Source organism: Mesobacillus stamsii (genome assembly GCF_030814065.1).
GTDB lineage: Bacteria > Bacillota > Bacilli > Bacillales > Cytobacillaceae > Mesobacillus > Mesobacillus stamsii.
Window position 1 is genome coordinate 75534 of sequence record NZ_JAUSUN010000013.1, and the last position, 13852, is coordinate 89385.

General features: G+C 37.1%; 17 protein-coding genes. All 17 read left to right on the plus strand.

The features are described from left to right. Window positions 1-9 precede the first annotated feature (9 nt). Window positions 10-162, plus strand: a complete 153-nt coding sequence (locus J2S25_RS11890) for a hypothetical protein (protein ID WP_307192010.1) — start codon at window positions 10-12, stop codon at window positions 160-162. A 22-nt stretch (window positions 163-184) separates the two neighbouring features. Next, window positions 185-406 carry a hypothetical protein gene (locus J2S25_RS11895; protein WP_307192011.1) on the plus strand — a complete coding sequence of 74 codons (222 nt, stop codon included), beginning with the start codon at window positions 185-187 and terminating at the stop codon, window positions 404-406. A 16-nt stretch (window positions 407-422) separates the two neighbouring features. Then, complete coding sequence (locus J2S25_RS11900) at window positions 423-965, plus strand: head-tail connector protein (RefSeq protein ID WP_307192012.1); 543 nt, start codon at window positions 423-425, stop codon at window positions 963-965. Next, window positions 965-1453, plus strand: coding sequence for an HK97-gp10 family putative phage morphogenesis protein (locus tag J2S25_RS11905; RefSeq protein WP_307192013.1), 489 nt, complete (start codon window positions 965-967; stop codon window positions 1451-1453). The genes J2S25_RS11900 and J2S25_RS11905 overlap by 1 nt, the downstream gene beginning before the upstream one ends. Continuing rightward, the gene (locus J2S25_RS11910; protein ID WP_307192014.1) at window positions 1446-1856 is read left to right on the plus strand and encodes a hypothetical protein; all 411 of its coding nucleotides are present in this window, start codon (window positions 1446-1448) and stop codon (window positions 1854-1856) included. Before J2S25_RS11905 ends, J2S25_RS11910 begins: the two co-directional genes overlap by 8 nt. 14 nt (window positions 1857-1870) lie before the next feature. After that, window positions 1871-2026: a hypothetical protein gene (locus J2S25_RS11915; RefSeq protein WP_307192015.1), complete on the plus strand. Its 156-nt coding sequence runs from the start codon at window positions 1871-1873 to the stop codon at window positions 2024-2026. Continuing rightward, a complete protein-coding gene (locus J2S25_RS11920; protein WP_307192016.1) occupies window positions 2026-3000 on the plus strand; it encodes a phage tail tube protein in 975 nt (324 codons plus the stop codon). The genes J2S25_RS11915 and J2S25_RS11920 overlap by 1 nt, the downstream gene beginning before the upstream one ends. Window positions 3001-3012: 12 nt before the next feature. Next, a complete protein-coding gene (locus tag J2S25_RS11925) occupies window positions 3013-3393 on the plus strand; it encodes a hypothetical protein (protein ID WP_307192017.1) in 381 nt (126 codons plus the stop codon). A gap of 20 nt (window positions 3394-3413) precedes the next feature. Further along, a complete protein-coding gene (locus J2S25_RS11930; protein WP_307192018.1) occupies window positions 3414-3599 on the plus strand; it encodes a hypothetical protein in 186 nt (61 codons plus the stop codon). Then, complete coding sequence (locus tag J2S25_RS11935; protein WP_307192019.1) at window positions 3589-5856, plus strand: tape measure protein; 2268 nt, start codon at window positions 3589-3591, stop codon at window positions 5854-5856. Before J2S25_RS11930 ends, J2S25_RS11935 begins: the two co-directional genes overlap by 11 nt. Next, complete coding sequence (locus tag J2S25_RS11940) at window positions 5853-6569, plus strand: distal tail protein Dit (protein WP_307192020.1); 717 nt, start codon at window positions 5853-5855, stop codon at window positions 6567-6569. Before J2S25_RS11935 ends, J2S25_RS11940 begins: the two co-directional genes overlap by 4 nt. Continuing rightward, entirely contained in the window at window positions 6570-9044 is a 2475-nt protein-coding gene (locus J2S25_RS11945) for a phage tail spike protein (RefSeq protein WP_307192021.1), read from the plus strand. Between the two features lie 12 nt (window positions 9045-9056). Further along, a complete protein-coding gene (locus tag J2S25_RS11950) occupies window positions 9057-9464 on the plus strand; it encodes a hypothetical protein (protein WP_307192022.1) in 408 nt (135 codons plus the stop codon). A 13-nt stretch (window positions 9465-9477) separates the two neighbouring features. After that, window positions 9478-9618: a hypothetical protein gene (locus J2S25_RS11955; protein WP_307192023.1), complete on the plus strand. Its 141-nt coding sequence runs from the start codon at window positions 9478-9480 to the stop codon at window positions 9616-9618. Window positions 9619-9656: 38 nt separating this feature from the next. Next, window positions 9657-11879 (plus strand): BppU family phage baseplate upper protein, encoded by a 2223-nt coding sequence (locus J2S25_RS11960; protein WP_307192024.1) that lies wholly within the window; start codon window positions 9657-9659, stop codon window positions 11877-11879. 363 nt (window positions 11880-12242) lie between these two features. Further along, the gene (locus J2S25_RS11965; protein ID WP_307192025.1) at window positions 12243-13469 is read left to right on the plus strand and encodes a reverse transcriptase domain-containing protein; all 1227 of its coding nucleotides are present in this window, start codon (window positions 12243-12245) and stop codon (window positions 13467-13469) included. Further along, window positions 13438-13746: a hypothetical protein gene (locus tag J2S25_RS11970; protein ID WP_307192026.1), complete on the plus strand. Its 309-nt coding sequence runs from the start codon at window positions 13438-13440 to the stop codon at window positions 13744-13746. The genes J2S25_RS11965 and J2S25_RS11970 overlap by 32 nt, the downstream gene beginning before the upstream one ends. The last annotated feature ends 106 nt before the right edge of the window (window positions 13747-13852 follow it).

A 13852-nucleotide genomic window follows, 5' to 3' on the forward strand; every position in this document is an offset into this window, starting at 1 on the left:
AGGGATAGTGTGAAGGTAAAAGCGATAATCGATTGTGTTGGATATGGCTACGATTTAAAAGTCGGTGAAACAACTGAATTGAATAAAGAGTTAGCAGATAAACTTATCAGATTTGGTTATGTGGAAGAAGTAAAAGCACGAAAAGCAAAGGATAAAGAATAACGTTTAATTGGAGGTATAGAGCATGTACACAACTAAAAATTATAGAGAACTTGGCGGAGAAAACTGGACTGTTCAGGGCGAGTTGAATATTGCTGCCGGAGGGAAAATCACAGCTAACGGAACACAAGCATCCGCTATTACAGATCACGTTGACACTGCTACAGCAACTTCGACAGATATCGCCGCAAAACAAAATCAAATACTTGCTGCACTTCGTGGTGCAGGAATTATCGCATCATCCTAATAAGGAGTGATGAATAATGCCACTTATCGCAAATGCCTTAACGTCATTAGATGCGGTTAAAGCTTATTTAAAGATCAGCTTACCAGAAGTTAGCGATGACGAATTATTGATTGATTTGATTAATGCATCATCAGTAACCATTGAAAATTATTGCAAAAGAAAATTTAAAGAACAGGCATATATTGCAGAAGAATTTGACGGAACAGGGAAAACTCACATTCTTTTAGATCAATACCCTGTAAAATCTATTGAATCTGTATTAATAGATAACACACTGATAGACCCTATAGAATACAAGATTAAGAAAAAGAACGGCGTATTACTAAGAACGAGTGGTATATGGCCAAAAGGTGAAATCAATATTGCTGTTTCGTACACTGCGGGATTTTCAGAAATCCCATATGATTTGGAGCTTGCATGTAAACATTTAGTGATGTCTTATTATAAATCTGATATCGCTTCTTTTTCGACCACATTTCAGGATGGCATGGTTTTTCGTCCAGAAGCATTGCCTGCACAGGTTAAGGTATTACTTGCACCTTATAAGAAGGTGATGTAGTGGTAGAAAATAAACTTCTCGACAACTTAAAAGTCGATATAGAAATCAGTCCAGATTTGCAGAATCTTATTAATAATAGCGGTGAAATCGGACCGGAATCTACAAAATTAGGCCTGCGAAAAGTTACGAGAGAAATGAGCAAACAAACAAAGGAAAAAGTACGATCATTAGGGTTAGTACAAAGTGGTCAACTAGCTAAAAGCATAAGAGGATCCACCACCAAAACTAAATCATATGTCGGTACGAAACTTTGGTATGCCCATTTTTTAGAGGGAGGAACGGCTCCACACACCATTAAAGCTAAGCGGGGTAAATATTTGTGGTGGAGAGGGTTAAAACCTCCTGGTGTAAAAAAAGTAAATCATCCCGGTATAAAAGCTTATAAATTTTCCGAGGGGACTTTTGATAAAATGCAATCTTCCGGTGAAATTAATAGTTTGTTTGCTAAAGGTGTGGCGGAAGCGATAGAGAGGTTACAAAATGGCTGATTTAAACGTAATGGCAGCTAATATAAAAAATATTCTATCCACTGTCCCAGAAATTGTGGAAGCATTTGATTATGAACCACAAAATATTAATCAACTTCCTGCCGCTACCTTGTTTTTCAATGGATTTACGCAAACAGATCAAACAACAAGACGTTTTTCTGTTAATTGGAATTGGGTGATACGCTTGTATATCCCGATTAGAGTGAGTGACATTAAGGTGCCCCAGGTGCAAATCAGATCATTGATAGAAAGCACCATCAAACAGCTAAGGATAGACCCGACATTAGGAAATGCTTGTCTGTATCACACGGTAACAGCCGGCGAAGTATTTGCTATGCTCGATCAAAACAATCCAATGCTGATTGCTGAATTAGAATTGTCAGCAAACACAGAAGAATGGTAAGGAGTGAATCGTTTATGGAAAAGCCAAAAAAGTTAGTTTATATAGGGAAGGATGAACGGATTATCCCGAACTATGGAGTATTTAAGCCTGGTGACGAAGTAGAATTCAACGTGATTCTGCTATCTACCGGGCTTTTTCGTGAGAAAAATAAAAAAGGGGGTGAAGAATAATGCCGTTTGGAGTCAGATCACATATCGGAATTGGCAAAGAAGTGACATATGGAACGCCGGTTGTGGCAACAGAATATTTACGATTTGCATCTGAATCACTTAACGAAGAAATCGAACAGGTAATATCGGAAAATATCATCGGCATTGTGGATGAATCTCCATCATATGAAGGAATGCATAATATTGCTGGTGACATTTCTGGCGATGTTTACCCTAATGTAGTCGGACACCTTATGAGAGCGGCGTTTGGAGCACCTACAACTACTCAACCAGATGCTACTAATAACCCTACCGTTTATCAACATGTTTTTACGCCAGTTCAGGATAATTTTTCAAATACATGTTCCTTACCGCCATACACCGTGGAAGTCCACAGAGATTTCGAGCAGGCATTCCAGTATGCAGGAGCATCGGTAAATGAACTAAACTTTTCCTTTGGTACAGATTCAAAAATTATGCAATTTACCGCTGCCATGATTGCTCGCAAACTAACATTAATCAGCAAAACCACGCCAAATCTTGAAAACACAAATCCATTTTTGTGGAATCAAGCAACAATTACTTTAGATGGTATGAGTAGTTCCGATTTATCAACCGTACAGTTCGGTGTTAATAACAGTTTAGAAGCAAGAGCGACATTAGATGGAACAAGAGAGGTTTCGCGCGTCCTACGAAACGGAGCCAGAACTTTGCCGATCTCTTTTTCTACCGAAATGAATGATTTAACAGAGTTTAACAAATTTCGTGCCCAAACGGAAATTCCGGCGAAAATCGAATTAACCGGAAGTCTCATTGCTGGAACACACAATTATAAGATAACAGTCGATATCCCTAAATTACGTTACAGCGCTTTCCCGATTAACGTCGGAGGAACAGGAGCCATAACTGCCCAGGTAACCGGTTCGGCAAAATATGACCAGACTAGTTTATATGGCATGAAAATTACTTTGGTTAATACAACAGCATCTTACTAGGAGGATTAAACGATGGCATTATTTTCAAAAAATAAGCCCACAAAACGAATCGAGTTTGAAGGTGGTTGGGTAGAACTCCAATATCTATCAAAAGGAGCAAAAGACGAGATTGCAAATCGTCTATCATCTATGTTTGCTGGAATGGATAATGAAGTATTAAAAAAAATGGATAACTTTGATAAAGATGATGTGCCTGCTGCCATGATCGGTGTAGTCGGTAAAGTGCAAGAGGTAGAGTATTATAAACTATCTAACGCTATTAAATCTTGGAGCGAAACAGATATACCAGTTACCGTCGAATCTGTAAAAGATTTAGACGATGAAGTATTCGATAAAATCTCAAAAGCTATTGACGAAATGAACAAGCTCAAGGAAGAAGAAATAAAAAACTAACAACAGCGGTTACTCACTTAATGGGTAATCGCTCTTTTTCTAATGATTACTTAAAAACTTTTTTAATGTGCAAAGAATTTCACTCGCTCCCATTTGACGGCGGGTATTTAGATCAACCGTCCGTGTGGGTAGAAGCATTTGAACATATACAAGGCATGATCAATCAATATGAAGCGAACAGAAAGGAGGGAGCACATGGCAAGTAAAAACACCGTTGAAATCATATTGAGCGCTAAAGATATGGCAAGCAGAGCTGTACAAAAATCGTTCGGAAGCATCCAAAAATCAGCCGGTGTAGCGATGAAGGCAGCAGGGGTAGCGGCGGCGGCGGCCGGCGGCGGTTTGGCAACCTTAACTGGTATTGTCGGCAAGGTTGGGTTTAGTTATAACGCAATGGCGGAACAAAGTGGAGTAGCGTGGAAAACGTTACTAGGGTCACAAGAAGAAGCAAAAAAGATGCTGCAAGACATTAGTAATTTTACAAAAGCGACTCCATTTGAAACAGAAGATGTCGATATGATGGCAAAATATATGCACAATGCCGGGCTAGAAGGACAAGCTTTGTTTGATAGCTTGATGAAAGTATCTGATGTCGCTAGCGCCTTTTCTATTCCTGCCTCCGAAGCGAAAGAAATGACTCGTCAGATGTCTCAAGTAAGACAGGCTGGAGTTGCTTACACAGAGGATTTAAACATCTTACAAGACCGTGGAGTGCCGATCTACAAAGCAATTGCCGAACAGCAAGGAATCATGGTCAAAGACGTTAAAAAAATGGCATCCGAAGGTAAGTTATCAAGCGAAATTTACGTAGCGGCATTTGATAGCATTGCAAAAGGAGTAACCGGAGCATCAGAGGAACAAAGTAAGACGTTTAACGGTATGTTGAGCACATTAAAAGATAACTTAAGCATGATTAGCGGAGAGCTCATGAGTGGCGCCTTTGACAAAATGAAAGGTGCATTAGATGCTGTCATGCCTGTGTTGGACAACTTTCTTTCTAACTTACGAAATGGCGGAATAAAAGAAGCGGTACTAGGCTTGTTCCCTCCTTCGTTTGCGGAAAACGCTAACAATTTTATTGAAATAGCAAAAGGCGCATTTGATAATGTACAAGAGATTTTCGTCAACAATAAAGATCGAATTAGCGGAGTGATTGACGGTATTAAAGGATTTTTCGAATTGCTGAAATCCTATTGGCTTGGTTGGATAGATTATATTAAGGGTTTATTTACAGGTGACGGGAATATCGGAGAATCATTTTTCAATATTTTTAACACCATCAAAGAAGTAGCAGTGCCGATCTTACAAGATGCAATCGGATTTATAAAAGACATACTAGATCAATTAAAAACTTTTTGGGATGAAAATGGCGCACAAATTATCGAAGCTGTCCAGAATTTATGGTCGGTGATAGCGGCAATCTTTAAGGCAGTCGCTCCTGTATTAGGATTTATTATTGAAATGATCTGGTCTAATATAAAGGGTGTTATTTCGGGAGCCATAGATATTATTCTTGGAGTAGTTAAGGTTTTTTCCAGTCTTTTAACAGGTGACTTTAGTGGAATGTGGGAAGGTGTTAAACAGCTATTCTTCGGCGCTATTGAATTTATTTGGAATTTTATCAACCTCATGATGTTTGGTAGAATTCTCGGTGGCATTAAAACATTTGCGACAAACGGAGCTGGATTATTTAAGGAGTTTTGGACTAAATCGGTTGAAATATTTAAAAACCTAGACACGTATGTTATGAATATCATCACTGATTTTGCAACAAAATTTGTCGGTAAAATACAAGGATTATACGATATGGGTGCTCGTATTTTCGGCATGTTGAGAGGTTTCGGCGAAAGTGCTTTTACAGCGATGAAAAATACGATTATCAGCCTGGCGGAAAATATCTGGTTTGGCGTGAAGTCTAAGTTTTCCGGTTTATATGAATCTATTAAGGGAGTTTTTGGTAACATAATAAGCTCTGCATCGAATACGTTCGGAAAGGTACAATCCGCTATTACAAAACCGATTGAAACAGCGAAAAATACCATTTTAGGATTCATTGAAAAAATAAAAGGTGCCTTTAAAAACATGGGCGTCAATATCCCTTTGCCGCACTTTGGTGTTAGTAATTTTTCCATGAATCCGGCAGATTGGGTTAAGAATGGCATTCCAAAATTATCAGTTAAATGGTATGACACAGGCGGTGTATTTTACGGTCCACAGGTAATTGGTGTGGGAGAAAAACGACCGGAATTTGTTGGTGCACTGGATGATTTAGAGGATATCGTTCGTAATGTTATTCGGTCTGAAAATGGTTCATCTGGTGGAGGGAATCAAGTATATGAATTTCATATTTCCATCCCACTTGATGGTAGAGAATTAGTAAAAAGAACAATCAGATTTACTGCACAGGAATTAGAAGCGATGAAAAGAAGAACCAATAGACAACCAAGTGGTGGTTTAGTATGATGATTTTTAATGGCGTTGATACTAAAGATTTAATAGATATCACTAAAATAACTGGCAGAGGACCTGCGACGCAAGAAATCATACGAAAATCAGTTCCAGGAATGGATGGTTCCTTGTATGTAAAAAAAAATAGGCCGGAACGTCCGATTAACGTAGAATTTGATTTAGTGGGGTTGTCACTAGAAGATATGCGTCAAAAAGTTGATGACCTTAATGTTATTTTAAATACAGATGGTCCGGTACCGATTGTATTTAATGATGAACCAAATAAGACTTATTATGGGTCATTAAATGGACAACCAAGTTGGGATGAATTTTTATTTATCGGAAGTGGCGCAATAAATATTATTTGCCTTGACCCTTATAAGTACGGTTTTGAAGAAAATATTACTTTAGGAAACTACCCAATACTAAACGGCGGAACAGCAGAAACAAATCCGATCATCACAGCAACTTTCACGGCGACAGCTAGTGAATACAAGATTGACCACTCCAACGGAAAGTTTGTTCGAGTGATTTATAATTTTGTGGTTGGAGATGTATTGACGATTGACTTAACAAAGCGCAAAGTAACAATCAATAATAATCTACAAATGACAGCATACGATTGGCACAGTGTTCCGTTTTCTTTGATTTCAGGTGAAAATACATTGACGGTTACTCCAGAGAATATTGCAACAACAGAAATTAAATTTGCACCGAGGTGGTTGTAGATGTCCGAGTTACTCATTTTTGATCAATATGACAATCTATTAGCCATACTATCCAATGACGCAGAAGAAGCTTGCCCGTTTTGGGATGCTCCGTTTAAAGAACTATTAAATAAGGGTTCGGAGTTCCAAGCTACAGTTCCTGCTAACCATGAAGATGCACAGCATATTATGGTGGAAAATCAGATTGCTTTTACAGATAAAGATGGAGCGTTTCGGCTTTTTATTATCCGAGAAATAGAACAATCTAACGGAGCAAATGGTCCAGAGATAACAGCGATATGTGAACCAGCTATGCTCGAATTAAATGATGAAATTATTGAAGATGTCAGACCGTATAATACATCCATTAATGATGCTCTCACAAATGCTTTAGTAGGCACAAGGTGGTTAGTTGGGCAAACGGCTGACTTTGGTATTAATTCCACAAATTTTTATTATATAACCGCTACAGAAGCGATTACAAAGATCATAAATACATGGGGCGGTGAGTTACGTGACCGTGTGGAGGTAACAGACAATAAAATTACTGGTAGGTATATAGATATCCTCCCGCGCAGGGGAGCTGATACGGGGAAAATATGGGATATTGATAAGGATATTATTAATATTACTCATAAAATACAAAGTTATCCTAAAACAGCACTGTATGGTATGGGGTCTTCCACAGAGACTGATGCTGGCGGTTTTTCGAGAAAAATAACATTTGCTGATGTCGTTTGGTCAGTTGCAAATGGAGATCCGACTGATAAGCCATCTGGGAAAGAATGGGTTGGAGACCAAGAAGCTTTAGCATTATATGGCCGAAAAAATACTGATGGCACATATAGACACAGAATTGGAATTTACGAAAACGGGCAACAAGAAGATGCCGCTAAATTGCTACAAGAAACTTGGGAGTCCTTACAAAAACAGAAATATCCACTCGAAAACTACGAGATGGATGTTTTTTTATTGGAAGAAATAAGTGGTTATGAGCATGAAAAAGTACGTTTAGGTGACACGTCCATCGCTATTGATCGGTCATTTTCTAATCCAATTGAAATCGAAGCAAGAGTAATAGTTTTTGAGTATGATGTAGCGGATCCTGATAATACCGGAACAGTTGAATTAGGAGATTATATTGACTTGTACACCGATGATAATCGGTTAGATGCCATTGAATCTAGGCTCAATGATAAAAGCGGGATTTGGGATAAGGTAGAACTACCAGTTACAGACGATGACATAGAAAATATAATTCCTGATGCACCAACAAATGTAACCGCAACAGGATTGTTTCAGAATATTATGTTGGAATGGGATTTTAATAAAGCGTTATATATTGCAAACTATGAGGTATACGCTTCACAAATTTTAGGGTTTACACCAGATATATCAAATCTTGTGTGGAAGGGTAAAACAAGCGCATACACACACAAAGTTGGTACAAATCAACAATGGTATTTTAGGGTTAGAGCTGTAAATACTCATGGTTTATCTGGTCCGTTTAGCATAGAGGTAAACGCCAACACAGCACACATCATAACCGATGATATTTTATTTGGAGCAGTAAATGCTGATAAGCTTGCAGATCTTGCGGTTACAGCTGGAAAGCTTGCTGATTCTTCGGTGACTGCTGCAAAAATAGCTAATTTAGCGGTAGGAAATGCAGCTATCGCAAACGCAGCAATAACAAATGCTAAAATAGCTAATTTAGCGGTTGGAACAGCACAAATACAAGATTTAGCTATAACAACAGCAAAAATCGGAAATTTAGCTGTTGACAATGCTAAAATAGCAGACTTATCCGTAACTAATGCAAAAATAGCTGATTTAGCGGTAACAAATGCAAAAATTGATAGCTTAGATGGTAATAAAATCACTGCTTATACGATAACGGCAGACAAACTTTATGTGAACTCATTAGATGCTATTTCAGCAAATTTAGGGACAGTTATAGCTGGAACTATCACGTCTAATACAACAATTGATGTAGGTACTAATATGAGCATAGGTCAAAAACTTATACTTAAATATAATTCATCCGTTCAATCGCAAATAGTTTTTCCTGATAGTTTCGGAGCAGAAACTTGGAGGATATATAAAGACCCGAATTCAGAGGATTTGGTTATATCCGGTTGGACTTTAAGGTTTAATATAGCATCTTATTTTTTTATTGGAGGTTTTGATGAAGCTTACTATTATAAAGCCGCTACTGGTAATTATGACGGAGGATGGCATACAGGAAGGGGAGAGCAAGGTTTTTGCGGAATTGGAGCGATTGCTGGTAGTTCAACAACTGGCGCGGTAGCTGGAACTGGAGTTAATTTTAAAATGAGAAAAAATTATACACCTTCCAGCGTCTCTTTATCAACGTCGTCAAGCACAGCTTCTGGTTTGGTAACAGACATTAGGACAGATGGATTTTGGTTGTATGTGGAAGGAAACGGAACAAGTACAGCCTATAGATATTGGAGGGGGTACTATCTTGCTTAGGAGTGATAATCGGTGTTAGTAAGAAAATTTGATAATCAAATAGTTACATTGCATTGTCCTGATTGCAATAACGAATTTAAAGAAAAGATCAATAAAAATTTTGAGTTCGAGTGGAATACCGATTTTGATCAATATAATCCCATTAAATTTATTTGCCCTAATTGTTTAAATAAAGGAAAAAAAGTTTCTATATTTGTAAACCCTAATATTCCTGTAGGGGAATACGATGAATTTGAAATGGAAGCAACGGGATTTATACCGAATGAAGAAATTAATGCCCGTAAATATACAAGAGATATAATGTGGGCACATCGACCAGATTTAAAAAAACATGATAGAGTTGCAAAAAATGCTAGCGGCTCAACAATTGTAAAAAATATTTTAGATAAATATAAAGGAACAGACAAAATAAAACTATAAGGAGTGTATGCAAATGGATATCGAAGCAAACGACATAATTGATGACTTATTGAAAAGAATAGTCGATTTAACGAGAGAAAACGCCGTAAAATCAGCGCAAATTATCGCACTTGAGAAAAAAGTCACAAAAGAAACAGATTCAAAAGCCAAATAAGGCTTTTTATTTTTGCTTATTTAAGGGAGGGATAATAATTGTTAAAAGAGTTTAAAGTTATAGTTGACATCGAAAAAATTGTCAGAAATCCTGTTTATACGGTTAATTCTAACGATTTAGACACATTTAAATTAATTGTCACGGTCAATAAAAGCGGAATTCCTGCTGATTTGACAAATGTTACTCCCAGGATTGCAATTAAGAAACCAGACGGGAATACAGTTTTTTTGGACGGCATTGTTACAGGTCTGGGAGTATGTGAATTTTTACTTACAACGCAAGCTTATGTTGTAAGTGGAAGCCATAAAGCAGAAATAATGCTCTATGATGGCACGACAAAAGTTGCTGTAAGCAATGACTTTTCTTACGCTGTTGTCAAAGGAATCATGAACGATAATACAGTAGTAAGTGCAAACGAATGGCAGTCTATTGAAAAAGTATTGGTAGATGGTCCGATAGCGGTTGATAATGCAATTGATGCCGCCGCTAATGCCCAACAAGTAGCATCCGAAAACAAAACAAAATATCTGCCAGCAGTCGCTACGGTTGCTGATCGTGATACAACCTATCCAGCACCTATACATGGAGATACAGTCAGGGTAACGGATGAGTCAAAAACATACCGTTATGATAGCGTGTCAGGATGGGTCTTAACAGATCAATATAATCCTACTGCTATTGATGAGGTTAATGCCAAAATAGATACTATATCGGAGCAATTGGTGCAATCAGCAAACGTGTACTTTGATGACAAAATAGGTGAATATGTTAATCTAGGTAAATTTTGGGATAATCAGAGGACAGGGAAAAAATATACGGTGGAATTTAATCAATACGGAGCATCTCCATCTTCAGACGGAATAAAAAAAGACGACAATGTAGGATTATTTTGCGAGCCATCCACAAACACGTATAAAGGCAGGAATGACTATGAAAATATTGGTCTTTTTAGATCAATTGATGTCAATGCTTATGTAGATGCTAATGATGATTATCATGTAACAGCTATTAAAGGGGATGGTCGTTTTAAAGCAGATGGGACAAATGGTGATGTCTATGTTATGGCAATGCCAGGATATATCAAAAGATATTTAGATAGTGTTGTTTGGGGATTTACTTATTCAGACGTACAGTATGCTGGATTCGAAATTTTGGACGAAGCAGTTAAGCCTGATGGAACAATTAGACCCTATTTACTACACGCAAAATATGCAGCAGGAAAAAATCCATTGGATGGATTATTAGCCTCTATATCCGGTGTTTATCCTGAATATGATACTATGGACCACAATAGTCAAATCACAAAATTTCACGATAAAGGATTGCAATATAGCGGGAAAACAACTCATGATGATTATTATGTTCAGATGATGCTATGGTTAAAATATGCAACGATGAACTCTGAAAATGCAATGAAAGGAGCTGTTAGTTATTATAATCAATATGTCGCTTCAGTGTTTGAAACAAATGCAACAAGGATTATCATTTCTAACTCTAATGCTACAGGAATTGAAGTTGGGTCTTGTGTATCAATCGGTGATTTTAATGGTAGCACACAAACAAACGATAGACAGAATGCGATTAATTATAACATTGCAAATAGAGTTATGGTTTTATCAAAAGAACCATTGGCAGATGAAATAAACACTGTAATCAATTTAGATGTTGCAACTGCATTTACTACAACAGCAACAACGACAATCACAACTTATCCATGGATTAGTGGTGCTTGTGATAATGTTTTAGGTCAGGACGGATCTCCGACAAGTAATTCAAGTGGCAGAGAACCGTTTATCTTAAATGGGATTGAAATGATGGTTGGCGGATATGAGGTTTTAGCAAATATAATTATTAATAACAACAATACAGACACTAATAATTATAAAATAGAAGTTTACGCTAATTACAACTGCAAAACCTTTGCAACAACAATTACAACCGATTATGATTTTGTTGGACTTATAGCACAAACAAATAATTCGTGGAGTTATTTGACAAAAACAGAAACAAAAGACTTACATCCATCTCTTATTCTTCCAATCGCAACAGGAGGAACATCTAGTACTGGCTATGGAGATGGAATTTATACAAACAGTCCTACATCCGGAACCAGAGAATGGCTGTCGCTCGGTTATCCGGGTGGTGGTTCGGGTGGCGGTTTGCGTTGCTTTGTTGCGAGTGGTGGCTTGGCTAGCTCGAGCTGGGGCATCCTCGGGCGGCTTTCGGCAACTGGGCGCAGCCGAAGGCGAGCACTGGGGTGAGCGAAGCGAGGGGCTTGCCCCTTTATTAATCTATTAATTAATATATTAAAAGGACTTGTGGTGCTACCCTGAGGCTATCACTCGGTAATCTGAGTAATGGTTCGATTGACGGTTTACGTTACTTTAATGCGAATAATGGCTTGGCTAACTCGAACTGGAACATCCTCGGGCGGAATTCTGAAAAAATATTGTGTGACTTGCACCACATTTCCCCGTCTTTGAACGGGCTTGCTTACTCTTTTGAGTGAAATAAATCGTACCAGCACTTTCTTTGAAAGACATAATGTTTTGGGCATTATGTGTGGCTAGTAGTATTGAAAACCGAACGTCATTGAGATTCAGAAAGATAAATACACCTTAGGGGTGATTAATATAAAAAGATATTGCAAAGATGTAGACATCACGAATGTTAGTTTTATTGAAGATTGTATTTTTAAATACCTCAACGGAAAGAAAAAGAGCAAATGGGGAAGGAGGGATGTCCAAAAATTTCTTTCTGACTTCTCTGGTTTTGATCGAGAGTATATTCGTTTTAAGATTACCAACAACGAAAAGTACGAATTATTTCCAATCATTAGAGATATTGCTGTTTATATGAGCAATTCCATCAAAAACAAAGAATTGAAACTTAAACCCATTAGATACCATACTATCGTCGATGGTATGACTCATAAAGAGCGAGTTATAGGAGTTCAGCATCCATTACATCAAATGTTTGATTATGTGGTTGTTGAGGGCTTACATTCGATGTTTGATGCTAAAATTGGAGTATTTCAGTGTGCATCAATACCAAAAAGAGGTCAAGCATATGGTAAGAAGTACGTTAATAAATGGGTTAATGAAAAGGATACTACTTACTTTGTCAAAGGTGATATAAAGCAGTGCTTTCCATCTATTCCACACGACAAACTTATGAATTTTATTATACGTGATGTGAAAAACAGTTTGCTTGTTTGGCTAACTAGCAGATTACTCACTATGTTTAATTCAGGATTATCGATCGGCTCATACTTATCACAGTACCTATGTAATTACTATTTATCTTATGCTTACCACTACGCAAGTGAACAATTGTTTAAAATAAGGGAAACAAAAAAGAGAGGAGATAAAAGAATAAGACTCATAAGCCACATTCTTTTTTATATGGATGATTTTTTATTAACTGGAAGTAGCAAGAAAGATCTTAAAAGGGCTATGAAAATGTTGATCAAATATATTAATGATTTTTTAGGTCTTATAGTAAAGCCGAATTGGAAAATTAATAAGCTTAGTGAAACAGAGCCTATAGATATGATGGGATTTGTTTTTAGAAAAAATAGAACGACTATTCGAGAAAAAATTTTTTTAAAGACTAGAAGATATTTCTTGAAAGTTAAAAAGTTATTGAAACAAAATAAATCAATCCCGCTACATTTGGCTTATCAGTGCATATCGGCTAATGGATGGTACGTTAATACCAATAGCCATAAAATACGAGACAAACTTAATATGGATGAGATAGTAAGTAAATGTAAAAAAATAATTAGCTATCACCATAAGATGAAAAGGAGTGGAATATATGAGGATTTCTCGAAGTTCTCAACCACATGAAGCAATTGGGTATTACGTATTGCCTGACGGAAAAGTTGATGTATTTTTACGAAAAAATGAAACAACTGAAATTGTAACTGATGATAACGGAAAGGAAAGTGCAATTTATGTTGCAGAAGAAGTTTATTTACAGGTAGATACAACTGTGACAAAAACGGATGTCGAAACTGATTTTAATAAATTTTGGGATATGGTGGAAAATCCAGTAGTTGAGCCAACAATAGAAGAAAGACTAGCTATGACAGAAGATACAATTAATTTTATTTTAGGATTATAGAAAGGAGAAATTGTTTATGACACTCTTAAATTTCCGAAAGTTGACGGTATTGCCTGTCCAGAATTAGTCGATTATAATGTCCATATATAATTCGAAACATTTCGAC